Origin of the sequence: Bradyrhizobium sp. ERR14, assembly GCF_014198235.1 — a bacterium.
Classification (GTDB): Bacteria; Pseudomonadota; Alphaproteobacteria; order Rhizobiales; family Xanthobacteraceae; genus Bradyrhizobium.
This window is the reverse complement of the sequence record NZ_JACIHD010000003.1, coordinates 350991-376861: the sequence shown is the minus strand read 5'-3', so window position 1 is coordinate 376861 and position 25871 is coordinate 350991. Positions and strand designations below refer to the sequence as shown.

The window sequence follows — 25871 nt, the reverse complement described above, 5'->3', positions numbered from 1 at the left end:
GTCCGCCGAAAGCGGCAGGCCGGGGGACCGGCCTGCCGCTCATCGCCTCACTTGACGGCGGTCTTTTCGAACTGCCGCAGCATCGTGTTGCCGCGCTCGACGGCGGCATCCAGCGCCTGCTTGGCTGTCTTCTTGCCGGCCAGCGCCTGCTCGATCTCTTCCGACCAGACGTCACGCAGCTGGACCATGTTGCCGAGGCGCAGACCGCGCGAGTTCTCGGTCGGCTCCTTGTTGGTCAGCTCGAGCAGCGGGGTCTCGAGATAGGGCTGGTCCTTGTAGAAGCCCTCGGCCTTGGCCTTCTCATAGGCCGCCTTGGTGATCGGCAGATAGCCCGAGGCCTTGTGGATGTAGACCTGACGATCGGTGTCCGAGAGGAAGGTCAGGAATTTTGCGACGCCCTTGTATTCATCGGCCGGCTTGCCGCCCATGACCCAGAGCGAAGCGCCGCCGATGATCGAGTTCTGCGGCGCGCCCTTTGCCTCCGGATAATACGGCATCGGCACAGCGGTGAAGTTGAACTTGGCCTGGGCCTTGACGTTGCCGAAGAAGGCCGACGAGGTCAGGTAGATCGGGCATTCGCCCGAGGTGAAGCGGCCTTCGCCGGTGTTGGTGCGGCCGGCATAGTCGTAGACCTTGGTCTTCTGGAGCTCGACGAGGTTTTCGAGATGCTTGACCTGGAGCGGCCCGTTGAACTCGAGCTTGGTGTCGAAGCCGTCGAGGCCGTTGGCCTTGCTGGCGAGCGGCACGTTGTGCCAGGCGGAGAGTTGCTCGAGATTGACCCAGGTGACCCAGGAGCCGGAGAAGCCGCAGGTGTCATGACCGGCAGCCTTCAGCTTCTTGGCGGCCTCGAACGTTTCGGGCCAGGTCTTCGGGATCGCGACATTGGCCTTCTTCAGCTCGTCGAGATTGACCCACATCACGGTCGACGACGAGTTGAAGGGGAACGACAGCATCTCGCCCTTCGAGGTCGAGTAGTAGCCGGTGATGGCGGGCAGGTAGATCTTGGGATCGAACTTCTCGCCGGCCTCGGCCATCAGCTTGTAGACGGGCTTCACCGCGCCGGTCGCAGCCATCATGGTGGCGGTGCCGACCTCGAACACCTGCATGATGTGCGGCGCGTTGCCGGCACGGAACGCCGCGATGCCCGCGTTCATGGTGTCGGCGTAATTGCCCTTGTAGGTCGGAACGACCTTGAAGTCGCTCTGCGACGCGTTGAAGTCGTTGGCGAGCTTGACGATGACGTCGTTGTTGGCGCCGGTCATCGCGTGCCACCACTGGATTTCCGTCACGGCCAGCGCCGGCGAGGCCGTCATGCCAACCGTGAGTGCAAATGCGGCAGCCGCCCCAAAGTGTCGAAGAGCCATCAAGTAAACCTCCCTTGGCCGTCAAAAGAAGCGCTTGCGCTAGCAGCGCCATATGACGTTCACATGACTGTGTAAGCGGCCGAAACGAAAGCGGCAAGCGCTGGAAAAGGGAAGCCGGCAAATAGGCGAAGACGGCATGGGCGGCCGCATTGGTTCGCGGTGCACCTGCGCGGGTCGCGCCGCAGTGCGGCATTGATGTGAGGCAGGCGATCAGGCTGCGGGCAAACCTCTCCCGCTTGCGGGAGAGGTCGCGCCGAAGGCGCGGGTGAGGGTTCTATCCTCTAGGGGATTGTCCCGTTGCGGAGGCACCCACCGCAAGCGGGAGAGCCACCTAGCGCTTGCGCTCGGGACCGCAGACGGTGCCCTTCTCGACCATCGCGTCGATCTCGGGCTTGGAGTAGCCGAACTCGCCCAGCACCTCCTGGGAGTGCTGGCTGAATTTCGGCGGCAGCCGGCGCAGGCTCGGCTTGCTGCGGTCGAGCCGGATCGGCGAGGCCACGCCCTTGTACCAGTCCTTCTCGATAATATCGCCGCGCGCGATCGTGTGCGCATTCGTCAGCGCCTGGTCGATCTTCTGCACGGGCCCTGCGGGCAGGCCCGCGGCGAGCAGGCGATTGCACAGCGGCTCGGCCTCGTGCTGGCTGAACACGGCGGCAAGCTCTGCGCGCAGCGCCTCGCGGTTGGCGATGCGGTCCTTGTTGCGGGCAAAGCGCGAATCGGTGCCGAGCTCGGGCTTGCCGATCTCCTTGGCGAGCTTGCGGAAGGTGCCGTCATTGCCGACGCCGATGAAGATGTTGTCGGTCTTGGTCGGGAAGATCGCGTAAGGCACGAGGTTCGGATGCTCGTTGCCGGTGAGCGACGGCGGCTTTCCATGCATGAAATAATTCGCGGTGTGCGGATGCATGATGGCAAGGCCGGTCTCGTACAGCGTCGTCTCCAGGAACTGCCCCTTGCCCGAGCGCTGCCGCTCCGACAGTGCCATCAGGATGCCGATCGCGGCATAAAGTCCGGTGGTGATGTCGACCAAGGGCACGCCGATCCGCATCGGTCCGCTCTCGGGCGAGCCGGTCGCGGCGATCATGCCGGTCATGGCCTGGATGATGGCGTCATAGCCGGGATTGCCGCCGCGCGGGCCGTCGGCGCCGAAGCCGCAGATCCGGCAATGCACGAGGCGCGGAAATTTCTTGCTGAGCACGTCGTTGCCGATGCCCCATTTCTCCAGGGTGCCCGGCTTGAAATTCTCGATCAGGACGTCGGCCGTCTCCAGCATCTTGAGCAGCACGGCACGGCCGCCCTCGGAGGCGAGGTCGAGGCCGATCGAGCGCTTGTTGCGGTTGATGCCGACGAAATAGGCCGCGTCCTCCTCGTGGAAGGGAGGGCCCCATTCACGCACCTCGTCGCCCGCGGGCGGCTCGACCTTGATCACGTCGGCGCCGTGATCGGCGAGGATCTGGGTGCAGTAGGGACCGCCGAGCACGCGCGTGAGATCGATGACGCGCAATCCGCTCATTGCGCCCAATGCGGCTTCAGAACTGGCGGCTTCAGAACTCATGCCTTCGCTTCCCCTGTGTCGATATTTGGTCACAGGCCTAGCGAGGTTTTTTTGGGCCAGCAATGGTCTGCCGCGTAGGGCCGCATGCGCCGTCGCTGCGCAATCCCGCGGTGTGGGAAATCAACGGAAGCGGCCGGCCCGAGGGGGATCCCGGGCCAGCCAATCCGCCGTCGCGATCAGACGACCGTCAGGCGAACGTCGACATTGCCGCGCGTGGCATTGGAATACGGGCACACCTGGTGCGCCTTCTCGACCAGCGCCTCGGCTTCCGCGCGGGCGAGGCCCGGCAGCGAGACGGCGAGATCGATGTCGAGACCGAAGCCGCCCTCGGAGCGCGGGCCGATGCCGACGGTCGAGGTGACGGAGGCATCGGCCGGAACCTTCGGCCCGCCCTGCGACGACACGAACTTCATCGCGCCGATGAAGCAGGCGGCATAGCCGGCCGCGAACAGCTGCTCGGGATTGTTGCCGGCGCCGCCGCCGCCGCCGAGCTCCTTCGGCGTGGTGAGCTTGACGTCGAGCGCGCCGTCGAGGGTAGCAGCATGGCCATCACGACCGCCGGTGGCCTTGGCGCTGGTCTTGTAAAGGACGTTCACGGACATTGTCGTCTCCTCGGGTCTTCCGGTTGGGGTGCGCTCTGTATCGCAAACAATTTGATTGTGCACAATCTAAATTAGCATGGCTCACATTTAATTGTTCGCAATTGAATGTGCCGCCCGCCGGCCCCAGAATGAGAGAAAATCCCGTGAGATTCTCCATGCCCCGGAAGCTATCGACCCTCGATCCGCAACGCCTCGACAACCAGATCTGCTTCGCGGTCTATTCGGCCGCGCACGCCTTCAACCGCGTCTACAAGCCGCTGCTGGATCGGCTCGGCCTGACCTATCCGCAATATCTGGTGATGCTGGTGCTGTGGGAGCGCGACGACGTGCCGGTCAAGGACATCGGCGAGCGGCTGTTCCTGGATTCGGGGACGCTGACGCCGCTGCTCAAGCGGCTCGAGGCCGCCCATCTCGTCAAGCGCACCCGCTCGAGCGAAGACGAGCGTCAGGTCCTGATCGCGCTGACGGCGCAGGGCCATGCGCTGAAGGAAAAAGCCCGCAGCGTGCCGCAGTCGATCCTGGCGGCGTCGGACTGCTCGGTGTCGGAACTGGTCACGATGAAGGACGAGATCGTCGCGCTACGGGACCGGCTGAATGCGGTGATCGGGGAGTAGGGGGTTCGGCGATCAGAAATGCTTCTTTGCGAAAGCGCGTCCTGAGCCAGATTTCAGATATCGCTCGAACGCAACAGCGCGTGCAGCGTCGTCGAAGGCGAAATAGGTCCTAATTCGCCAAGGCCCAAATTTGGAGGTGTGCGGTACTTCGCCTGCGTTGTGCTTCGCCAAGCGTGCCCGCAAATCATCCGTGATGCCGACATAGAAGTGCTCGGAATCGAGAGTTTCGAGGATATAGACGTATTTCATTCTGCTTCCTCCCCGGAGGGTAGGATAGCAGCTTCAAGGCACGTTTAGCGTGTTGCTTCGATGCAGCGTGGATATCAGCTTGAGCCCGCCGACGCCCTTCGGGCTATGGCGGGGCAGCCTTCGCTCACTTCGCTACGAGAGACTTCCCCAGGCTTGCCTAGCCGAAGCTCGCGAAGCGAGCGAAGGCTGGTGGAGCCAGGCGGGATCGAACCGCCGACCTCTTGCATGCCATGCAAGCGCTCTCCCAGCTGAGCTATGGCCCCTTAGTCCTTGCGGGGATCCTGGTGGATCACCCGCACCGGCGAGCCCTGGTGACTCGCGCGGTGCACCCTTTTTCACAGATCAGGGCTGATCTCAAGTCTCTTCATCACCTCCGACATCACCAATGATGTCGGTCACGTCCTCATCGCCCTCTTCTTCGTCGGCAATGAAGGTCGAATCATCGTCATCGTCGTCATCGAGGGTCTCATCGACCTCGATATCGTCCTCGGATTCGGGCACGGCGGCCTTGACCTTGCCGGTGTTCTCCTCGGCGTCGGCCTCCTCGAGCGAGACCTCCTCGACTTCTGCCGGCTCTGGCGTGGCGTCCGCCGTCGCTGCGTGCCGGGCTTCGGCGCCGCGGGGCATGCGCGCGGGCGCGACCGGGGCGATCGGCACGACTTCGCCGGTATAGGGCGAGATCACCGGATTCTTGTTGAGGTCATAGAACTTCTTGCCCGTGGTTGGGCAAATACGTTTGGTTCCGAGTTCGGACTTGGCCACGGCAGGAATCCTGGGAATGTCTGAAAAGCGGTGTTTCACTTGGCTAGTTGGCGGCCCGCTGTCAATAGCGCATTACGGGAGAACGACATGCCCGTGACGGGGCGCTGACCATGTGGTACCTGCGCCCAGCCCCTCGAGGGCGCATCCAAGGACACAATCGTGACCCATTCCGACCAAACGAGGCCGCTCCAGGCTCGCGCCAGTGGGCCCCTGACCGGGAAAGTACGGGTGCCCGGGGACAAATCGATCTCCCACCGTGCCCTCATCCTCGGCGCGCTCGCGGTCGGCGAGACCAGGATTTCGGGCCTGCTGGAGGGCGAGGACGTCCTCAACACCGCCAAATCGATGCAGGCGCTGGGCGCCACCGTGGAGCGGACCGGCGATTTTGCCTGGAAAGTGCAGGGCGTGGGCGTCGCGGGCTTCGCCCAGCCCAAGGAAGCGCTGGATTTCGGGAACTCCGGCACCGGCTGCCGGCTGGTGATGGGCGCCGTCGCCGGCTGCCCGATCTCGGCGGTTTTCGACGGTGACGCCTCGCTGCGCAGCCGCCCGATGCGCCGGATCCTCGATCCCCTGGAAAAGATGGGCGCCAAGGTCATCTCCGGCGGTGAAGGCGGCCGTCTGCCCCTGACCCTCCAGGGCGCGCGCGATCCACTGCCGATCACCTACAAGACCCCCGTCGCCTCGGCCCAGATCAAATCGGCGGTGCTGCTGGCGGGCCTCGCCGCCCCTGGCATCACGACGGTTATCGAGACCGAGGCCAGCCGCGACCACACCGAATTGATGCTGAAGCATTTTGGTGCCGACATCGCCTCGGCACGGGAGGGCGTGCACGGCCGCCATATCACGCTCAAAGGCCAGCCCGAGCTGCACGGCGCCAATGTGGTGGTGCCGGCCGATCCCTCCTCGGCGGCCTTCCCGGTGGTCGCAGCGCTGATCGTCGAGGGCTCCGACGTCGTCCTGTCGGATGTCATGACCAATCCGCTGCGCACCGGCCTGTTCACCACACTGCGCGAAATGGGCGCCTCGATCGAGGAGAGCGAAGTTCGCGGGGACGCCGGCGAGCCGATGGCGAAGCTGCGCGTGCGCGCCTCGAAGCTGCGCGGCGTCGTGGTGCCGCCGGAGCGCGCGCCCTCGATGATCGATGAATATCTCGTGCTGGCGGTGGCAGCCGCCTTCGCCGAGGGCACGACGATCATGCGCGGCCTGCAGGAGCTGCGCGTCAAGGAATCGGATCGCCTTGAGGCCACGGCTGCCATGCTCCGCGTCAATGGCGTGAAGGTCGAGGTCTCCGGCGATGATCTGATCGTCGAAGGCCGCGGTCACGTCCCCGGTGGCGGCACTGTCGCGACCCACATGGACCATCGCATCGCGATGTCCGCCCTGGTGATGGGCTGCGCCTCCGATCAGCCGGTGACCGTGGACGACACCGCCTTCATCGCCACCAGTTTCCCGGACTTCATTCCGATGATGCGTTCGCTAGGGGCCGAGTTTTCATGATCATCGCCATCGACGGACCCGCGGCCTCGGGCAAGGGGACGCTCGGCAAGCGTCTCGCCCACCATTACGGCTACCGTCATCTCGATACCGGCGTGATCTATCGCGCGGTGGCCTATGCCCTGATGCAGTCCGGTCACGATCTCCGGGACGAGGCGGCTGCGGTCGCCGCGGCGCTGGAACTCGATCCCGAGAAGTTCGGCAATCCGGCCCTGAAGACCCAGAAGGCCGGAGAGGGCGCCTCCATCGTCTCGGCGATCCCCAGGGTTCGCGAGGTCCTGGTCAATTTTCAGCGGCAATTCGCCGCCGATCCACCTGGAGCGGTGCTGGACGGCCGGGACATTGGAACCGTGATCTGCCCGCATGCCGACGTGAAGATTTTCGTCGTCGCCGACCCAAAAGTCCGCGCGCGCCGGCGGACCATGGAGGCCAAGGCGAGGGGCGAGGAGGCCGACGAGGCCGCCGTGCTGGCCGACATCATCCAGCGCGACGAACGCGACAAGAACCGGCCGATTGCCCCCCTGAAACCGGCCGCGGATGCTTACTTGCTAGATAACTCCCAACTGGATATAGAAGGCGGCGTCCGGGCCGCCATCGACATTATCGAGGCCGTCCGAGCGGGCCGGTCGCGGGGTTAAGCCGCCGCCGTCATTGGAGGAAGTGCCCGCTCCCGCTCTTTGAGGTCGATACCTCGGTCCCCTGTTTGGGGCCGACGCGATCCAGGCTCCGGACACAAGATTTCCACGTATCGAACGCGCGGGCCTCAGCCGGCCCGCTTCCGCTGTTCCGCCTCTCAGGCCGGAGCAGCGAGCGGTCGCTCGAAGGTCTTGCGGACCTTCCGACACTGCGCGTGCGATGCGCCCATGAACCCAACGGCCGGCACGACATCCGCAACTGGAGAACAAATGGCTTCGACTTCTGCTGATACCTATAGCCCGTCGCGCGACGATTTCGCCGCGATGCTCGACGAGTCCTTCGCAGGTGGCAACCTGCAGGAGAGCTCCGTCGTCAAGGGCAAGGTTGTTGCAATTGAAAAGGACATGGCCGTCATCGACGTCGGCCTGAAGACCGAGGGCCGCGTCGCCCTGCGCGAATTTTCCGGCCCCGGCCGTGACAGCGAACTGAAGGTCGGCGACGAGGTTGAAGTGTTCCTCGATCGCATCGAGAACGCGCTCGGCGAAGCCGTGCTGTCGCGCGACAAGGCCCGCCGCGAAGAGAGCTGGGGCAAGCTCGAGAAGGCGTTCCAGAACAACGAGAAGGTCAACGGCGTCATCTTCAACCAGGTCAAGGGTGGCTTCACCGTCGATCTCGACGGTGCCGTGGCCTTCCTGCCGCGCTCGCAGGTCGACATCCGTCCGATCCGCGACGTTGCGCCGCTGATGAACAACTCGCAGCCGTTCCAGATCCTCAAGATGGATCGCCGCCGCGGCAACATCGTCGTGTCTCGCCGCACGGTTCTCGAAGAGACCCGCGCCGAGCAGCGTCAGGAGCTGGTGCAGAACCTCGAAGAGGGTCAGGTCATCGACGGCGTGGTCAAGAACATCACCGATTACGGTGCGTTCGTTGATCTCGGCGGCATCGACGGCCTGCTGCACGTCACCGACATCGCGTGGCGCCGCGTCAACCACCCGACCGAGGTGCTCTCGATCGGCCAGACCGTGAAGGTCAAGATCATCAAGATCAACCACGAGACGCACCGCATCTCGCTGGGCATGAAGCAGCTGCTGGACGATCCGTGGCAGGGCATCGAAGCCAAGTACCCGCTGGGTGCCCGCTTCACCGGCCGCGTCACCAACATCACCGACTACGGTGCGTTCGTCGAGCTCGAGCCGGGCATCGAAGGCCTGATCCACGTCTCGGAGATGTCGTGGACCAAGAAGAACATGCACCCCGGCAAGATCGTTTCGACCTCGCAGGAAGTCGAAGTGCAGGTGCTGGAAGTCGATTCCGTCAAGCGCCGCATCTCGCTCGGCCTCAAGCAGACCATGCGCAACCCCTGGGAGGTCTTCGTCGAAGGTCACCCGACCGGTTCGACCGTCGAGGGCGAGGTCAAGAACAAGACCGAGTTCGGTCTGTTCCTGGGTCTCGAGGGCGACGTCGACGGCATGGTCCATCTCTCCGACCTCGACTGGAAGCTTCCGGGCGAGCAGGTGATCGACAACTACAAGAAGGGCGACATGGTGAAGGCCGTGGTGCTCGATGTGGACGTCGAGAAGGAGCGCATCTCGCTCGGCATCAAGCAGCTCGAAGGCGACCCCTTCGCCGAGCCGGGTGATGTCAAGAAGGGCGCGGTCGTGACCTGCGAAGTGCTCGAAGTGAAGGAAAGCGGCATCGAGGTGAAGATCACCGGTACCGACTTCTCGACCTTCATCAAGCGCTCCGAGCTCGCCCGTGACCGCAACGACCAGCGCGCCGAACGCTTTGCCGTCGGTGAGAAGGTCGATGCCCGCGTGATCCAGTTCGACAAGAAGGCCCGCAAGGTCCAGGTGTCGATCAAGGCGCTCGAGGTCGCCGAAGAAAAGGAAGCCATCGCGCAGTACGGCTCCTCCGATTCGGGAGCAACGCTCGGCGACATCCTCGGCACCGCGCTCAAGAACCGCGACAGCAAGTAAGCGAGACGTTCGTTTCGCTGTATCAAAGCCCCGGCGTGAGCCGGGGCTTTTTTGTTTGCTGTCTCCACAAGCTCCGCTGTCGTCCCGGACAAGTCTCAGCGCAGACCACCGGAGTTTGGCGAAGACCCGGAGTGCGAGCTTTGCACGACAACTTCTCCCTGTGGTTATGGGTCCCTGCATTCGCAGGGACGACAGCGAGGGTGTGGCGGGGTACCGGGCCCCACCGCGCTCACAGCCTTGTTTTCTTCAAATTGCGCCGCAATTGATGTATCCAGATAGGGCGTTGGTCACGCTGTGAGGGCACAACGCGTTCGGCCTTTCATTTGGAGATATCTAGATGTCGCTCGATTCGGACATCATCGTCGATCGCCGCAGGATCCGCCGCAAGCTAACGTTCTGGCGCGTGGTGGCTGCGCTGATCGCGATTGCGGCGATTGCGGGCTTTGCGCTGGTCGTGACACCGGGTACGCGGGGCACGTTCGCATCCGCCGGCTCGATCGCGCGGGTCCAGATCGAGGGCCTGATCCGTAGCGATTCCGATCGTACGCAGGCGCTGGAGCGGCTGGAGAATTCGCAGGCCGCCGCCGTCATCATTCACATCAACTCGCCGGGTGGCACCACGGCCGGGTCCGAGCAGCTTTACGATTCGCTTGTCCGGCTGAAGGCGAAAAAGCCGCTCGTCGTGGTGGTTGAGGGCCTGGCTGCCTCCGGGGGCTACATCACGGCGATTGCGAGCGACCACATCATCGCGCAGCAGAGCTCGCTGGTCGGGTCGATCGGTGTGCTGTTCCAATATCCCAACGTCAGCGAACTGCTGAAGACCATCGGCGTCAAGGTCGAGGAGGTGAAGTCGTCGCCGCTGAAGGCCGCGCCCAACGGTTTTGAGCCGACCAGCCCCGAAGCACGGGCCGCGCTCGATGCGCTGGTGAGGGATTCCTATGCCTGGTTCAGGGGATTGGTGAAGGAACGGCGTGGCATGGATGACACGCAGCTCGAGAAAGTGGCCGACGGCCGCGTCTTCACCGGACGCCAGGCGATCGACCTCAAGCTGATCGATCAGATCGGCGACGAGAAGACGGCGGTGACCTGGCTGGTCGAGCAGAAGGGCGTCAAGAAGGGGCTCTCCGTGCGCGACTACAAGCTCCAGCCGCGCTTCGGCGATCTGCCATTCCTCAAGACGGCGGCCGCCGTTACGCTGGAAGCGCTCGGTTTGGGCTCGATTGCGCATCAAATCGGGCAAACCGGCGTCGCGCAGGCGGTCGATCGGTTCGGAATGGATGGAATGCTGGCCCTGTGGCAACCGGCCGCCTCAAATTGAGGGGGTCGGGCGAGCGCCTGAGGGTTTTCCCGTCTGACGGGCGTCGGGCCAGCCCGCTTTTTCGGCATTTGTCACGCATTTTCACGACGCTCAACCTTGATTTAGCGTCTTGACAGATCAAGGTATTTTCACGGAAATGGTCATCCGCACGCTTCCGGGTCCTATCTCTCGATGATCAAATCCGAACTTGTTCAGCGTATCGCCGAGCACAACCCGCATCTGTACCAGCGGGATGTCGAGAACATTGTGAATGCGATTCTCGAAGAGATCGTAGCGGCCCTCGCGCGCGGTGACCGCGTCGAGTTGCGCGGCTTCGGTGCCTTCTCGGTCAAGCACCGCCCCGCACGCGCCGGGCGCAATCCACGCACCGGCGCGCATGTGCCCGTCGATCAGAAGAGCGTTCCGTTCTTCAAGACCGGCAAGGAAATGCGCGAACGGCTGAACCGCGACCATCCGGATCCCGGCGCGCCCGACTAAGGCTGTCGTCGTCGGGGTTTAACCTGATAGCCGCATGATGCGGCCGCAAGCTTGATTCAAGACGAGCGATCGCGATGCGAAAGTTCCTGACCGCGCTGATCGTGATCCCGCTGGGCCTGATCCTGGTGGCCTTCGCCGTTGCCAACCGGCACTTCGTCACGGTCTCGTTCGATCCGTTCATTGCGAACGACCCGTCATTGTCGGTCACGCTGCCGCTGTTCCTGCTCCTGATCCTGGTCGCCGCCCTCGGCGTCTTCGCCGGCGGCTCCGCCGTCTGGCTCGGCCAGCGGCACTGGCGCCGCGCGGCGCGCCGGCACGAGGGGGATTCGCGGGCGGCCAAGGCCGAACTGGCCGATTTGCGGGCCCAGGCGGCCGCGGCAAGGCCCGGCTCGCAGCGCCTGCCCGTTCCCTCCGGGGTCGGGCTTTACGGGCCCATCGGGCGAGACAAGCAGCGCGCGACGTTGTAGAAGCGGCCCCGACCGAAAACCCTGTTTTCCGGCCGCACCTTGCGGCCTCCATTTGCTTTGAGACCATGTCCCTGCTCGTCAAGATCTGCGGCCTGTCCACGCGCGAGACGCTTCAAACGGCGCTCGAGGCGGGTGCGGATATGGTGGGGTTCGTGTTCTTCCCGCCTTCGCCGCGGCACCTGTCCCTGGAGCTCGGCCGCGACCTCGGCCGCCAGGTGAGGGGGCGCGCGCTCAAGGTCGCCCTCACCGTCGATGCCGACGATGCGACGCTCGACAACATCATGGACGCGCTGTCGCCGGACCTTTTCCAGCTGCACGGCAAGGAGAGCGTGGCGCGGCTGCGCGACATCAAGCAGCGGTTCGGCCGCCCGGTGATGAAGGCGGTCCCGGTCGCAACCGCGGCGGATCTCGCCGTGTTGCCCGGCTATGCCGCGATCGCCGACCGCATCCTGTTCGATGCCCGCGCGCCGAAGGATGCGACCCGGCCCGGCGGCCTCGGGGAGCCCTTCGACTGGCACCTGCTCGAAAACCTCGACCTGAAGCTGCCCTACATGGTCTCGGGCGGGCTTCATGCCGATAACCTCGCGGAAGCTCTCCGCGTCACCCGCGCCGGCGGCGTCGACGTCTCCTCCGGCGTCGAGAGCGCCCCTGGGGTCAAGGATCCCGAGATGATCAAGGCCTTCATTCGCGCCGCGCGCGCCAGCCAAGAGCCCCGTCAAGAGTCCAGCCAAGAGTTGAGTGTTCGATGAACGTCGCCAAACCCAATTCCTATCGCAGCGGTCCTGACGATCGCGGCCATTTCGGCATCTTCGGCGGCCGCTTCGTCGCCGAAACCCTGATGCCGCTGATCCTCGATCTGGAGAAGGCCTACACCGAGGCCAAGGCCGATCCGGCCTTCCAGGCCGAGATGAACGGCTACCTCACGCATTATGTCGGCCGGCCCTCGCCGCTCTATTTCGCCGAGCGCCTGACCGAGCATCTCGGCGGCGCCAAGATTTACCTGAAGCGCGAAGAGCTCAACCACACCGGCTCGCACAAGGTGAACAACGTGCTCGGCCAGATCATGCTGGCGCGGCGCATGGGCAAGAAGCGCATCATCGCCGAGACCGGTGCCGGCCAGCACGGTGTCGCCACCGCGACGCTGTGCGCGCGCTTCGGGCTCGAATGCGTGGTCTATATGGGCGCCGTGGACGTCGAGCGGCAGCAGCCCAACGTGATCCGCATGGAGATGCTGGGCGCGACGGTGGTCCCGGTGCAGTCGGGCACGCGCACGCTGAAGGACGCCATGAACGAGGCGCTGCGCGACTGGGTCACCAACGTGCACAACACCTTCTACTGCATCGGCACGGTCGCGGGTCCGCATCCCTATCCGACGCTGGTGCGCGACTTCCAGTCGATCATCGGCAACGAGACCAAGGCGCAGATGCAGGAGATCGAGGGTCGCCTGCCGGACTCGCTCGTCGCCTGCATCGGCGGCGGCTCCAACGCGATGGGCCTGTTTCACCCGTTCCTCGATGATCCCTCCGTCGAGATCTTCGGCGTCGAAGCCGCGGGCCATGGCCTGACGCAATTGCATGCGGCGTCGATCGCGGGCGGCCGTCCCGGCGTGCTGCACGGCAACCGCACTTATCTCTTGATGGATGCCGACGGCCAGATCCAGGACGCGCATTCGATCTCGGCGGGCCTCGACTATCCCGGCATCGGCCCCGAGCATTCCTGGCTGCACGAGATCGGCCGTGTGAACTATCTCTCCGCGACCGATGACGAGGCGCTCGCCGCGTTCCAGCTGCTGTCGCGCCTCGAAGGCATCATCCCCGCGCTCGAGCCCGCGCACGCCATCGCCAAGGTGATGGAGCTCGCGCCGAAGCGGCCGAGAGATCACCTGATGGTCGTCAACCTCTCCGGCCGCGGCGACAAGGACGTCCCGCAGGTCGGCGACATCCTGAGGGGCAAGAAGTGACCACGCGTATCGACACCCGTTTTGCCGCATTGAAGAAAGAGGGCCGCGCGGCCTTCGTCACCTATGTGATGGCCGGCGATCCCGATCTCACGACGTCACTCAATATCGTCAAGGCGCTGCCCAAGGCAGGCGCCGACGTTATCGAGCTCGGCATTCCCTTCACCGATCCGATGGCGGATGGCCCGTCGATTCAGGCTGCAGGTCTGCGTGCGCTCAAGGCCGGCATGACCTTGAAGAAGACGCTCGACCTCGTGCGCGACTTCCGCAAGGACGACAACATCACGCCGCTGGTGCTGATGGGCTATTACAATCCGATCTACATTTACGGCGTCGACAAGTTTTTGGCTGACGCCAAGACGGCCGGTGTCGACGGTCTCATCATCGTCGATTTGCCGCCGGAGGAAGACGACGAGCTCTGCATTCCCGCGCTGAAGGCGGGCCTGAACTTCATTCGCCTGGCGACCCCGACCACCGACGACAAGCGCCTCCCGGCGGTGCTCGCGAATACATCCGGCTTTGTCTATTACGTCTCGATTGCCGGCATCACCGGTGCAGCGGCGGCGGACGCGAATGCCGTCGGTGAAGCCGTCGCGCGCATCAAACGGCATACCAAGCTGCCGATATGCGTTGGTTTTGGCATCCGCACGCCGGAGGCGGCGCGCGCCATTGCCGAGAAGGCCAATGGTTCGGTGGTCGGCACCGCGCTGGTCGATGCGCTCAAGAACAGCCTCGACGCCGAGGGACGGGCGACCGGCAAAACCGTTAACGCCGTGGCCGAGCTGACGGCCGCCCTGGCCCAGGGCGTCAAGGGCGCGCAGCAGGCGGCGGAATAGGCCATAATTCCGCTTTAGCTCTTGAGTTTGAGCATGATCTTGTCGGAAAACCGCTTCACACTTTTCCGGATCATGCTCTAAGGCGGACGACACGGCGGCTTGCCGGGCAGCGGCCTGGTCGCCATATATCCCTTCAGGCGATCCGCGAGGCGGCATCGCACATCGGAGCAAACCATGAACTGGCTTACCAACGTGGTCCGGCCGAAGATCCGCAACATGCTGCGGCGGGAGACGCCGGAGAATCTGTGGATCAAGTGCCCGGATTCCGGGCAGCTCGTGTTCTACAAGGACGTCGAGGCCAACCAGTTCGTCATCCCCGGCTCGAACTACCACATGCGCATGGGTGCGGTGGCGCGCTTGAAGTCGATCTTCGACAACGAGACCTGGTTCGACGTCGCGCTGCCCGACGTCACGCCCGATCCGCTCAAGTTCCGCGACGAGAAGAAATACGTCGACCGCATCAAGGACGCGCGCGCCCGAACCAATCTGAATGATGCGATCAAGGTCGGTTACGGCAAGCTCGAAGGCTCCGCCGTCGTCGTCGCCGTGCAGGATTTCGATTTCATGGGCGGCTCGCTCGGCATGGCCGCGGGCGAAGCCATCGTCCGCGGGCTCGAGCTCGCAGTCGAGAAGAAGTCGCCGTTCATCGTGTTCGCCGCATCCGGCGGCGCACGCATGCAGGAAGGCATCTTGTCGCTGATGCAGATGCCGCGCACGACGGTCGCGGTGCAGATGCTGCGCGAGGCCAAGCAGCCCTATATCGTCGTGCTGACCAACCCGACCACCGGCGGTGTCACCGCGTCCTATGCGATGCTCGGCGACGTGCAGATCGCCGAGCCCGGCGCGCTGATCGGCTTTGCCGGCGCCCGCGTGATCGAGCAGACCATCCGCGAGAAGCTGCCTGAAGGGTTTCAGCGCGCCGAATATCTGAAAGAGCACGGCATGGTCGACATGGTCGTGCATCGCCACGAGCTGCGTCCGACCCTGGCGCGGCTCTGCCGCCTGCTGACCAAGGCGCCGGCGCTGGAGACCGCGTCGAAGCCGATGCAGCCGGTACTCAGCCCGGCACAGATCGTATCGGCCGCCGAGACGGCGCCGGCTGCGCCGCACGCGTGAACGCGTCCCCTGACAGCGCGAAGACGCCGCTCGGTGAATTGATCGGGCGGCTGTCGGTCCTGCATCAGAAGCGCATCGATCTCGGGCTGGAGCGGATGCACCGCCTGCTCGAACGGCTCGGCCACCCCGAACGCAAGCTGCCGCCGGTGATCCACATCGCCGGCACCAACGGCAAGGGCTCGACACTCGCCTACCTGCGCGCGACGCTGGAGGCCGCGGGCTTGCGCGTCCACGCCTATACCTCGCCCTATCTCGTCAGGATCAACGAGTGCTTCCGGCTCGGCCGCGTTGGCGGCGGCGTGCTGGTCGGTGACGACGAGTTGCGCGCGGCCCTGGAAGAGGTCGAGCGCGTCAATGCCGGCGAAGCCGCGACATTGTTCGAGCTGAAAACGGCGGCTGCCTTCCATCTGTTCGCACAGAACCCGGCCGAATTGGTGCTGCTCGAAGTCGGCCTCGGCGGCCGGCTCGATTCGACCAACGTGATCGATACGCCGGCGGCCTGCGTGATCACGCCCGTCAGCATGGACCACATGGATTTTCTCGGGGACACCCTGACAGCGATCGCCAGCGAGAAGGCAGCGATCATCAAGCGCGGCGTGCCCGTGATCTCCGCGGAGCAGGCGGGCGAAGCCATGGCGGTGATCGAGGCGCAGGCCAGGCGCATGCGCGCGCCGCTGTTTGCGGCGAACGAGAGCTGGCACGTCAATGTCGAGCACGGCCGCCTGGTCTATTCCGACGATCGCGGCCTGATGGATCTCACCGCGCCGCGGTTGTTCGGCCGCCACCAGTTCGACAATGCCGGCCTTGCGATCGCGACGCTGCGGGCGATTCCGAACTTTGGGATCAATCAGGCGGCGTTTGAGGCCGGCATCGTCGGTGCCGAATGGCCGGCGCGGATGCAGCGCCTCACCTCCGGCGAGCTGCTCGCTCTCGGACCGCAGGGCTCGGAGATCTGGCTCGATGGCGGGCACAATGCCGAAGGCGGCCGTGTCGCGGCCGCCGCGCTCGGCGATCTCGAGGAGCGGGTGTCGCGACCGCTGGTCGTCATCGCCGGCATGATGGCCAACAAGGACGCGCAGGGCTTCCTCGCCAATTTCGCCGGCCTCACCCGTCACATCATTGCGGTGCCGATCCCCGACACCGAGAACGCGATGCCGGTCGATCGCCTCGCCGACGCCGCGCGCAGCCTCGGCATGCGCGTCGAGACCGTCTCGGGGGTCGAAGCCGCACTGCGTGGCCTGTCGAAGCTCGCCTATGAGGTGCCGCCGCGCATCCTGATATCAGGCTCGCTGTATCTGGCCGGCCACGTGCTGGCGATCAACGGCACGCCTCCTGCATGAGGCTTCAATGCGCTTTGCCGCCATCGCCGACGTCCACGGAAACTATCTCGCGCTGGAGGCGGTGCTCGCCGACATCCGGGCCCACGGCATCACTGACATCGTCAATCTCGGCGACATGCTGAGCGGGCCGCTCGATGCGCGCCGCACCATCGAGATCCTGATGCAGCTCGACGCCGTGCACGTGCTCGGCAATCACGACCGCTACCTGCTGGATCGTCCGCCGGAGAAAATGGGCTCGTGGGATCGTCCCGCCCACGCAGCGCTCAACGCCGCGCAACTGGACTGGCTCCGCGCGCAGCCGATGACGCGGGTGTTTCGCGAGCAGGTGTTCCTCTGCCACGCGACGCCCGAGAACGACGAAGTCTATTGGCTCGACACCGTGCATCCCGACGGCACGGTGGCGCTGTCGCCGCTCGACCGGATCGAGCAATTCGCACAGGGCGTCAGCCAGTCCCTGATCCTCTGCGCCCACACCCATCTCGCCCGCGCGGTACGACTTCGCGAAGGCCGGCTGATCGTCAATCCTGGCAGCGTCGGCAGTCCCGGCTTTCGCGACAAGCATCCGTATCCGCATGTCGTGGAAGCCGGCACGCCGCATGCGCGTTATGCGTTTCTCGAACTGGCTAATGGTGCCTGGCAGGTGACGTTCCGCCACGTCGCGTATGATCACGATGCCATGGCGGCGCTTGCGCGCCGCAACGGCCAGCCGGAGCTGGCGAACGCGCTGGCGACGGGATGGATCAATTAAGACGGCACGGGCTGCTCACTTCAGCAGCTTCATCGGATCCGCGGCCTTCTGCTTCAACTGCTCGAAGCTGCATTGCCGCGGTGCCTTGTCGGGGCGCCAGCGCAGAATCGAGGTGCCGTGGCGGAAGCGTTCGCCGCTGAAATGGTCGTAGCAGACTTCGATCACCAGCTTCGGTTTGAGCGGACACCATATTGCCGAGCGCTCGGTGGACCAGCGGCTCGGCCCGCCCGGCGCGTTGCCGGTGAAGCCGGGCTCTGCGATCAGCGCCTCCACCCGGTCGGTCAGCGCGGGCTTCTGGTCTGCCTTGATCGCGGATGTGAAGCCGACATGGTGCAGCAAGCCACCATCGTCGTAGAGCCCGAGCAGCAGCGAGCCGACCACCTTTCGCCCGGCGATCTTGTTGGTGGCGTAGCGGAAGCCGCCGACGACGCAATCGGCGCTGCGGAATTTCTTGATCTTCTGCATGCCGTCGCGATTGCCGGCCTGATAGGGCAGGTCGACGCGCTTGGCGATGACGCCGTCCGAGCCGCCGCCGGATTGCGCCAGCCATTTTTTCGCGGTGGCGTAGCTCGTCGTCGCCGGTGACAGGCGGAAGAGGCTCCCCTTCAGATTAGCCTTCGCAAAAGCCTCCAGTACTGGTCGGCGTTCGCTGAGCGGTTTGCTGGCAAGCTGCTTCTCCCGGGCAGTCGCGAGAAGATCGAAGGTGAGATAGAGCGCCGGTGTCTCCTGCGAGAGCTTCGTCACGCGGCTTGCAGCCGGGTGAATGCGTTGCAGCAGCGCGTCGAATGAGAAGCTCTTGCCGTGCGGTACGACGATCTCGCCGTCGAGCGTGAAGCGGTCGGCCTTCAGCTTCAGCGCGGCAGCGACCACTTCCGGGAAGTAGCGGGCGAGATCCTCGCCGGATTTGGAGCGCAGATCGACATGGCCGCCGTCGCGCGACAGCAGGCAGCGAAAGCCATCCCATTTCGGCTCGTACTGCCATTCCTCGCCGCGTGGAATTTGGTCGACCGACCGCGCCTCCATGGCAACGAGAGAGGTCGATCTTCGCGCGCGCTTTGCGGGAGGGGCAGGCAAGGGCCGGGACTCGTCATACGCTGAACACGTCCCGTCAACGCAAACGGCCGGCATTTCGCCGGCCGTTGTCGAAAATAAACTTGTGCGAGGCGGATCAGACCGCGGAGGTGATCCACTGCTGCAGCTTCGCCTTCGGCGCCGCGCCGACCTGGCGGGAGGCCATCTCGCCACCCTTGAAGATCATCAGGGTCGGGATCGACATCACGCCGTACTTCGACGCCGTCTTCGGGCTCTCATCGACGTTCAGCTTGACGATCTTGACCTTGTCGCCCATCGCGCCGGCGATCTCGTCGAGAGCGGGCGCGATCATGCGGCAGGGGCCGCACCACTCGGCCCAGAAATCGACGACCACGGGGCCGTTCGCCTTGAGCACTTCGGCTTCGAAATCGGCGTCGGAAACCTTGCTAACGGCCATTGGAGTACCTCACTCGTTGAAAGAAGCGGCGCGACCTGGAATCGCGCCCGGGATCATGGGGTCAACCTATGAACGGCTCCTTGCCGGGTCAAGGACGCTCACACCGAGATGAAGGGATGCCAGCGCCGCGTCCAGCGCGGGGGCTGAAATCTCCATATATTCAAGGGCCTCTGTCCAGAGCAGGACGGCGCGGATGGGCTTTTGGGGATAAAGCTGTGCCAGCACCGCCCGGTACAGCGCAAGCTGCCGGACATAGGCGGCGGGCGCTGCGGCCGCGTTCCTGGGCGCCGCCTGGTTGGTCTTGAAATCGACGATCAAAACCTCCTCCGGACGAACGACCAGCCGGTCGATCTGCCCCGACACCAATGCCGGAGTACGGCCCGGCCGCTCCAGCCGGCCGGCGATGGCGACCTCCGCCCGGCTGCCGGCGGCAAACACCGGCGCAAAGCGCGGTTCAGTGATCAAAGCCAGCACCTTGTCGGCCAACGCGGCGCGGTCGGCCTCGGTCCAGTCGGAGGCATTGCGCGCCATGAAGCCGAGCGCGGCCTCGCGCCGGCGCTCCGCGGCAATGTCAGGTAGGGATTGCAGCAGCCGGTGCACCAGCGTGCCGCGCTGCAGTGCCAGCGCGCGCGATTGCACCGATTCGCCTGTCCGCACGCTGCGGCCTTCCTCAGCTGACTGGCCGGACGGACGCACCAGATCGTTGTCAACGGTCTCGCGCGGCGCCGGGGTTCGCAGCCAGGCGGGCAGCGCGACCGTCTGGTCCACGGCCGCCGCTGGGATACCCAGCGCCGCGACATCCTCCGGCCGGGCGAATCGGGTCACCTTGCCGAGCGGCGTCTCGATCGTCTGCTTGTCCAAGCCCGAGCCGGCGAGCCCGGTTTCGACCAGGTCGTACCAGCTGAGCTTGCGGACCGTCTTCATGTTGCCGGGCATGCAGCCGCCGACGATTAGCCGGTCGGCCGCGCGTGTCATCGCGACATAAAGCAGGCGGCGATATTCGTCCTCGGTTTCCTCGAGCATGGCCTTGCGCGCGTCGGCGACAGGCTTGGGGTCGTCGGCCTTGCGACCGGCCCAGACCACGACCTCGCCGCCATTGCCGCGCGGCACGTGGATCAGCCGGACCCGCTGCGAATCCGCGGGCGACGACGTGGTGTCGACCATGAACACGACCGAGGCCTCCAGGCCCTTGGCGCCGTGCACCGTCATGACCCGCACCTCGTCGCGCGAGATCTCCATGTCGCGCTTCACCTCGGTGTCGGCCGAGCGCAGCCAGGCCATGAAGCCTTGCAGCGATGCCGGCGCCTTGCGCTCACAGCTCAGCGCCAGCTCCAGGAATTCGTCGAGCGCGTCGTTGGCTTCAAAGCCGAGCCGGCGCAGGATGCGCGCACGTCCGTCGTCGCCCCCTAACAGCCAGGCGTAGAAGGCAAACGGCGTTTCCTCGCGCGCGCGAATCTCGCAGGCTTCCAGACGCCGCAGCACGGCCGCAAACTTCTCGCTTCCCTTCGCATGCTCGCCGAGTGCGCGGCGCAGCGATCCCTTGCGGTCGTGGGCAAGCTGGAACAGATCGTCGTCATCGAGACCGAACAGCGGGCTCTTCAGCGCCACCGCCAGCGCGAGATCGTCCTGCGGCAGCAGTAGGGCATCAGCGAGGTTCATCAGGTCGATGATCGCGATGTGCTCGGTCAGCTTGAGCCTGTCGGCGCCGGCCACCGGAACGCCAGCGTGCTTCAGCGCCTGGATCACGGCATCGAAGGCATTGCCGCGGCGGCGCACCAGGATCAGCATGTCGCCATAGCGCAGCGGTCGGCGCTCGCCTTCGTGCCCGGTCAGCGTGCCACTCTCGACCAGCCGCTTGATCTCGGCCTGGATGCGGCGCGCCAGCTTGACTTCTGGGCTGGTGACAGCGACGCCGTCGAACGGCGCGCGCCAGCCTTCGATCTCCTGGCGGTCGTCGGCGACAGCCAGATCCCACAGCTCGATCACGCTCGGACCGGCATCGGCGAGCGCGTTGTGCAGGGGATGGCCGATCTCGACCGAATGGATGCTCTTGTAGATCTCCTGCTCGCGGAAGACGTGGTCGACCGAGTGCAGGATCGCGGCGCCCGAGCGGAACGAATAGGTGAAGGCCACGGGGTCGAACTTCAGCCCGGCGGCGGTGAACTTGCGGTGCAGCTCTCGCCGGCGCGCATCGAATTCGTGCGGGGCCGCGCCCTGGAACGAGAAGATCGACTGCTTCTCGTCGCCGACCGCGAACACCGTGCGGTTCAGCCCCTCGCGCGCGCCTTCGCCGGCGGTGAATTCGGAGATGATGTGCGCGACGATGTCCCATTGCCGCGGGCTAGTGTCCTGGGCTTCGTCGATCAGCACGTGATCGACGCCGCGGTCGAGCTTGTAGTGCACCCAGCCCGAGGAGACGCGGTCCAGCATCGCGAGCGTCTTGTCGATGAGATCGTCGTAGTCGAGCAGGCCGCGCTCCTGCTTCTCGCGGCGGTAGTTCGCGGCCGCGGCGGTTGCGATATGCAACAGCGCCGCAGTGCGGTCGCGCATGGTCACTGCGCGCCGCCTCTCGATCAGCGGTTCGAGTCGTTGCGCCTCGTTATCGAACAGATGAGCGACAGATGGATGATCCTTGCAAAATTGCTTGGTCAACAACGTCTTGCGCGGTTGCTTCTTTTCATCGGTCAGGAAAACGCCCAGATAGGCATCAACTTGCGCGCTTCCCGAGAACGCATTTGCTGACCGCAAGCAATCGGCTTGATCCTTCTCGGTCTTGTTCCCATCATCAAGCGCAAAGGCGATGTCGTCCCAGCGCGATCGCGGCAGATAGGGTCCATCGAGAATCTCGGTCTCGGCGTCCTCGATGCGGTCGCTCGCATCGACGCCCAGCGCCGACGCCATCTGCGTCGCCGCGGCTTCGGCGTTGCCGGCCTCATCCGTCCAGGCCATGAAGTGATCGCGGCTCAGGCACGCCTCGCGCACGACCTCCTTGAAGGTGACGTCGGCGGCGCTGGCCATTGCGGTCAGCAATGCGCGGCCGGTGACGCTCTCGGGATCGCGCGCGGCCTCCAGCAGCACCTTGAGATTGGCGCGTTCCATCATGTCGGTCTGGTCGCGCTCGTCGATAACGGCAAAGCGCGCGGGAACGTTGGCCTCGAACGGAAACTGCTGGAGCAGGCGCGTGCACAGCGCGTGAATGGTCTGCACCTTCAGCCCGCCCGGCGTCTCCAGCGCGCAGGCGAACAGTTTTCGCGCGTCGCGCCGAATTTTCGCGCTGGGATGCGGGATGCCGACAGCGCGGATCGCTGCGTCGAGCCCGGTATCATCCAGCGTCACCCAGTGACCGAGCGTGGTGAACACGCGCTCGGCCATGTTGGCGGCGGCGGCTTTGGTAAAGGTGATGCAGAGGATCTTTTCCGGGGGCACGCCCGACAGCAGCAGGCGGATCACCCGCTGCACCAGCACATGGGTCTTGCCCGAGCCGGCATTGGCCGACACGAACGCCGATGCAGTCGGATCGGACGCGCGTGCCTGCCGCGCGCGCACCTCGTCGGGAATGGGGCGAGGCAGCTTCACCATTCCTCGATCCCCAAACCGCCGGCCGCAGACCATTCCTTGATCCGGGCGAGATCGTCATAGGTGCCGTAGCGGTTGGACCACATCGGCAGGTTCAGCGAGGTGTAGGGCTGGTTCTCGTCCTCGAAGGCGCGGATCAGGGCTTCAAGCTTGGCCCGCGCTTCGGCGGCTGCGGTGTCCGGCGGGATTGGCTCGTCACTCTTGTTCACTTTGAGCTGGATGATGCGCTCCTCGCCCGCCGGATTGTTGCCGCTGAGCCGGACATAAATGAGCTGGCTCACCGAAGCGCCCGCGTCGATGTCGGAAAAGCCGCCCTCGCGCAGGATCGCGGCCTCCAATGTGAGCTGCGGTGACAGGCCCAAGCGCACCTGCTTGTCGCTAGGCGGCTGCCCGGTCTTGTAGTCGAGGATGGCGTATCCGCCGCCCTGGCGACGCTCGATGCGGTCGGCGCGCGCGGAGAGACGGAAGCTGCGCTCATTGTCGAGCCTGATCGTGATCTCGCCGCGCGTCTCCGCGACGATGGCCTCGATCGCGTCGCGCCGCGCCGTCTCCCATTCGCCGAACCAGCGGGCGATGCGCTGGAAGCGCGGCCACCACAGCGCCCGCGCCTCGGGTCGCTCCATCAGGGGCGCGAAATATTTCTCACCAATCGTGCGCAACACGCGCGCGGGATCGTCGGGCAGACGCGCGGCATAGCTTTCGGTGAACTCGCCGATCGCATCGTGGATCGCCGAGCCGCGGTCGGCGGCCGACAGCGGCATGTCAACGGGATCGAGCGCATCGAGCCGCAAAATGTGTTTTGCGTAGATCGTGTAGGGATCGCGCAGCCAGTCTTCGATCGCGGTCACCGACATCCTGAGCGGTCGCGTCGCCCGCGGAGGCCGCGGCTCGGGCTGCTTGATCGGCCTGACCTCGTCCGGCTGGTCCAGCGCGCCCGCGAACTGCACATATTTTTCGCCGGCGCGAACGGCCGCCTTCCAATGATCATCGCCCGCAACCGCCTCCAGCCGATGAAGGAAGCGCGAAGCCACCGCAGGTGCGCCGCCGGCCTTGGCGGAATGGGTGAGGATCACCTCGTCGCCGCCGAGCAGCTGAGCAAAATCGTGGGCGGAGAGGCCGATGCGGCGCTCCGGCAGATCGAGACCGAGCTCGTGCCGCATCGGCCGGCTGAGCCAGGGGTCGATGCGCGGAGCCGGTGGCCAGACGCCTTCGATCAGGCCGCCGACGATGATGCGGTCAGCCTGCATCAGGCGCGATTCCAGCGGGCCGTAGATCTGCAGCCGCGCGCCCGGCTTGTCTCGCCGCCTCACGGCGCGATCGCTGAAAGCGGTCTGGAAGACGTCGGCATAATCAGGCAGCGTCACCATCAGTCCGCTGATCGTGCCGCCGCGCAGGAGATCGTCGAAGGCGCCGGCGAGCGCGAGGCCTTCGCGCTCCTCGAAGGCCAGCGGGATGCCCTGCTCGTCGCGCGACAGCTCGATCATGATCTCGCGATGCCGGTGCGCGAGTTCGGCAAAGTCATATGGCTTGGCCGACACCAGATTCTCGATCGGCGCCAGCGCCTTCTGCAAGGTGTCGATCAGCGTCTGGATGCGGTCGATATTTTCGGCCTTGAGACGCGCACGGGGCTCGGCCTTGTGAAGCGCGGAGACCTCGCTGCGCCACAGCTTTGTCAGCTCGTCGCGAAAGCGGTTGAATTCGCGCAGCAGGCCGCCGGTGCCCGCAGGCGGGCGCGTGCCGCGCAGGACTGCAAGCTCGAGATCTTCGATCGCCGCCTTCCATGCGCCAGGCAGCCGGCCGAGCCGGCACAGCGGATGCTTCAGCATCGCCAGCAGCGTCGGTGGCTCCAGTCCCTTGGTCGCCGCTTCCGCGGTGAGACGTGCAAAGACGCCGGCGGACGTTTCCATCAGCACGTCGCCGCCGGAATCATCGAAGGCGAGATCCCATCGGGTCAGCGCGGCCATCACCCGCCGCGCCAGCGCGCGGTCCGGCGTGACCAGCGCTGCCGATTTGTCGAGATGCCGCGCCTCGCGCATCGCGATGGCAATGGCGAGCGCTTCCATCTCAGGGTTGGGTGCTTCGACGACAGCGAGATTCTTCATGCCACCGGCGATCTTCGCCGCGACGTCCGGCTGCTTCAGCCGATCGTGCCAGACTTCCGTCTTGGCCGACGGCCGCATCGATTCCGATGCGAGCAGATCGCGGCCGCCGTCCGCCGGCGGCTGGAGGATCTCGACGTCGCTGCGCTTGATGCCAAAGCGATCCAGCAGTGCGTTCATCGCGTATTGCGGATGGTTCGACGCCGGATGCTCCGCGAACTTGCCGAGCGAGTCGCGCACGCCGCCGATGCTGCGCCAGGCGTCGTCGTCGAGATCGGTGTCGAGGCCCGGCAGCACCACTGCGCCATGCGGCAACGAGGCGACTGCGTGCAGGAATTTCGCGGTGGCCGGCATCGAGCCGGTCGAGCCCGCTGCGATCACGGGCCCATGGGGATGTGCGGTCAGGCGCTTGGCTTCCGCCGCGATCAGGAGATCGCGCCGGGCTGCGGGTTCAATCCGGTTGATCTCGGTGAGATGACCGGGCCAGGCGATGCGTGCGATCCGCAAAAATTCGAGCGAGTGCTGCCAGTAGCGGTCGAGGTTGTCGGGTACGAGACCGTCGAGCGCGCTCCAGTCGACGCCGCGCGTCACCATGTCGTCGATCAGACGCGCGAGGTCGCCGGCGAGCGCCAGCGTCGAAGCGGGCCCGCCGACCACCAGCGGCGACAGCACCGGGCCCTTGGCCCAGGCCGCGACCAGTTGCGCCAGCGTCAGCCGTCGTTCGAGCTCGCCGAGCCGCGGCGGAATGTCGAGCGGCGTCGCGCCGGAGAACTGCTCGCCCTCGTCGGCGAAGGCGAGCTCATCCTCGTCGATGTCGCCGAGCGCGACGATGCGCGGCAGCACCACGGCGTCCGCCTTCATCTCGTCGAGGAAGATCTCGCGCACCACGCGCATCGCGCGCCGTGTCGGGAGGTATAGCGTCGCATCCGCCAGACGCGCCGGTTCCTTGCGCGCCTCGAATCCCTCGACCAGTCGTCCCTCGAGCAGGCTCGCGACGATCGTGCGCAGGAATGGAACTGAGAGGGGGACGCTGAAGACGCGCATGAGCTGCCTGATTCGAAGGATCAGGCAATATAGGGAGGCGGGGTCAAATGGTCATGGGGCGGGGCGAAATCGTCCCCGTTGTTCGTCGGGACTAGAACAGGTGCCGTAGGGTGGGCAAAGGCGCGACAGCGCCGTGCCCACGCGTCTCTCACCGA

22 protein-coding genes and 1 tRNA gene are annotated in these 25871 nt (G+C 65.3%); 13 read left to right on the top strand and 10 right to left on the bottom strand.

The window, feature by feature from the left end:
• Nucleotides 1-47: 47 nt before the first annotated feature.
• From ugpB to GGD62_RS11530, 3 genes are all read right to left on the bottom strand, one after another.
• Nucleotides 48-1364 (bottom strand): sn-glycerol-3-phosphate ABC transporter substrate-binding protein UgpB, encoded by a 1317-nt coding sequence (ugpB, locus tag GGD62_RS11540; protein WP_018323438.1) that lies wholly within the window; start codon nt 1362-1364, stop codon nt 48-50.
• Between the two features lie 331 nt (nt 1365-1695).
• Entirely contained in the window at nt 1696-2916 is a 1221-nt protein-coding gene (locus GGD62_RS11535; protein WP_246800063.1) for a CaiB/BaiF CoA-transferase family protein, read from the bottom strand.
• A 176-nt stretch (nt 2917-3092) separates the two neighbouring features.
• A complete protein-coding gene (locus GGD62_RS11530) occupies nt 3093-3518 on the bottom strand; it encodes an organic hydroperoxide resistance protein (RefSeq protein WP_018323436.1) in 426 nt (141 codons plus the stop codon).
• 155 nt (nt 3519-3673) lie between these two features.
• On the opposite strand from GGD62_RS11530, the gene GGD62_RS11525 reads away from it, so the two are divergent.
• Nucleotides 3674-4132, top strand: a complete 459-nt coding sequence (locus tag GGD62_RS11525) for a MarR family winged helix-turn-helix transcriptional regulator (protein WP_026202929.1) — start codon at nt 3674-3676, stop codon at nt 4130-4132.
• Between the two features lie 12 nt (nt 4133-4144).
• On the opposite strand, the gene GGD62_RS11520 is transcribed toward GGD62_RS11525, so the two are convergent.
• The 3 genes from GGD62_RS11520 to GGD62_RS11510 form a co-directional block, all read right to left on the bottom strand.
• Nucleotides 4145-4381 carry a GIY-YIG nuclease family protein gene (locus GGD62_RS11520; protein WP_183238321.1) on the bottom strand — a complete coding sequence of 79 codons (237 nt, stop codon included), beginning with the start codon at nt 4379-4381 and terminating at the stop codon, nt 4145-4147.
• Nucleotides 4382-4568: 187 nt separating this feature from the next.
• Nucleotides 4569-4644: transfer RNA gene (locus tag GGD62_RS11515), tRNA-Ala, on the bottom strand.
• Between the two features lie 91 nt (nt 4645-4735).
• On the bottom strand, nt 4736-5143 hold the full coding sequence (locus GGD62_RS11510; protein WP_018323433.1) for a TIGR02300 family protein: 408 nt from the start codon (nt 5141-5143) through the stop codon (nt 4736-4738).
• A 159-nt stretch (nt 5144-5302) separates the two neighbouring features.
• On the opposite strand from GGD62_RS11510, the gene aroA reads away from it, so the two are divergent.
• The 12 genes from aroA (at nt 5303) to GGD62_RS11450 (ending at nt 17508) form a co-directional block, all read left to right on the top strand.
• Nucleotides 5303-6640 carry a 3-phosphoshikimate 1-carboxyvinyltransferase gene (gene aroA, locus GGD62_RS11505; RefSeq protein ID WP_183708542.1) on the top strand — a complete coding sequence of 446 codons (1338 nt, stop codon included), beginning with the start codon at nt 5303-5305 and terminating at the stop codon, nt 6638-6640.
• A complete protein-coding gene (gene cmk / locus GGD62_RS11500; protein WP_018323431.1) occupies nt 6637-7275 on the top strand; it encodes a (d)CMP kinase in 639 nt (212 codons plus the stop codon). Before aroA ends, cmk begins: the two co-directional genes overlap by 4 nt.
• Nucleotides 7276-7542: 267 nt before the next feature.
• A complete protein-coding gene (rpsA, locus tag GGD62_RS11495) occupies nt 7543-9249 on the top strand; it encodes a 30S ribosomal protein S1 (RefSeq protein ID WP_028139473.1) in 1707 nt (568 codons plus the stop codon).
• 337 nt (nt 9250-9586) lie between these two features.
• Nucleotides 9587-10567 carry a signal peptide peptidase SppA gene (gene sppA / locus GGD62_RS11490; RefSeq protein WP_179732576.1) on the top strand — a complete coding sequence of 327 codons (981 nt, stop codon included), beginning with the start codon at nt 9587-9589 and terminating at the stop codon, nt 10565-10567.
• Nucleotides 10568-10738: 171 nt separating this feature from the next.
• The gene (locus GGD62_RS11485) at nt 10739-11044 is read left to right on the top strand and encodes an integration host factor subunit beta (RefSeq protein WP_007598410.1); all 306 of its coding nucleotides are present in this window, start codon (nt 10739-10741) and stop codon (nt 11042-11044) included.
• 74 nt (nt 11045-11118) lie between these two features.
• Nucleotides 11119-11511 (top strand): DUF1049 domain-containing protein, encoded by a 393-nt coding sequence (locus GGD62_RS11480; protein ID WP_018323428.1) that lies wholly within the window; start codon nt 11119-11121, stop codon nt 11509-11511.
• A gap of 65 nt (nt 11512-11576) precedes the next feature.
• Nucleotides 11577-12260 carry a phosphoribosylanthranilate isomerase gene (locus GGD62_RS11475; protein WP_183238323.1) on the top strand — a complete coding sequence of 228 codons (684 nt, stop codon included), beginning with the start codon at nt 11577-11579 and terminating at the stop codon, nt 12258-12260.
• Nucleotides 12257-13471: a tryptophan synthase subunit beta gene (gene trpB / locus GGD62_RS11470; protein WP_179732581.1), complete on the top strand. Its 1215-nt coding sequence runs from the start codon at nt 12257-12259 to the stop codon at nt 13469-13471. The genes GGD62_RS11475 and trpB overlap by 4 nt, the downstream gene beginning before the upstream one ends.
• Nucleotides 13468-14304 (top strand): tryptophan synthase subunit alpha, encoded by an 837-nt coding sequence (gene trpA / locus GGD62_RS11465; protein ID WP_183238325.1) that lies wholly within the window; start codon nt 13468-13470, stop codon nt 14302-14304. The genes trpB and trpA overlap by 4 nt, the downstream gene beginning before the upstream one ends.
• A gap of 174 nt (nt 14305-14478) precedes the next feature.
• A complete protein-coding gene (accD, locus tag GGD62_RS11460; protein WP_018323424.1) occupies nt 14479-15420 on the top strand; it encodes an acetyl-CoA carboxylase, carboxyltransferase subunit beta in 942 nt (313 codons plus the stop codon).
• Nucleotides 15417-16760, top strand: coding sequence for a folylpolyglutamate synthase/dihydrofolate synthase family protein (locus tag GGD62_RS11455; protein ID WP_183708540.1), 1344 nt, complete (start codon nt 15417-15419; stop codon nt 16758-16760). Before accD ends, GGD62_RS11455 begins: the two co-directional genes overlap by 4 nt.
• 7 nt (nt 16761-16767) lie before the next feature.
• Nucleotides 16768-17508 (top strand): metallophosphoesterase, encoded by a 741-nt coding sequence (locus GGD62_RS11450; RefSeq protein WP_183708538.1) that lies wholly within the window; start codon nt 16768-16770, stop codon nt 17506-17508.
• 15 nt (nt 17509-17523) lie between these two features.
• Here the strand turns inward: GGD62_RS11450 and GGD62_RS11445 are convergent, their stop codons facing one another.
• The 4 genes from GGD62_RS11445 to addB all read right to left on the bottom strand — a co-directional run bounded on the left by GGD62_RS11445 (nt 17524) and on the right by addB (nt 25716).
• Entirely contained in the window at nt 17524-18531 is a 1008-nt protein-coding gene (locus GGD62_RS11445; protein WP_183708786.1) for an ATP-dependent DNA ligase, read from the bottom strand.
• A 145-nt stretch (nt 18532-18676) separates the two neighbouring features.
• On the bottom strand, nt 18677-18997 hold the full coding sequence (gene trxA / locus GGD62_RS11440) for a thioredoxin (RefSeq protein ID WP_008540017.1): 321 nt from the start codon (nt 18995-18997) through the stop codon (nt 18677-18679).
• A 66-nt stretch (nt 18998-19063) separates the two neighbouring features.
• A complete protein-coding gene (addA, locus tag GGD62_RS11435) occupies nt 19064-22576 on the bottom strand; it encodes a double-strand break repair helicase AddA (RefSeq protein WP_183708536.1) in 3513 nt (1170 codons plus the stop codon).
• On the bottom strand, nt 22570-25716 hold the full coding sequence (addB, locus tag GGD62_RS11430) for a double-strand break repair protein AddB (protein WP_183708533.1): 3147 nt from the start codon (nt 25714-25716) through the stop codon (nt 22570-22572). Before addB ends, addA begins: the two co-directional genes overlap by 7 nt.
• Between the last annotated feature and the right edge of the window lie 155 nt (nt 25717-25871).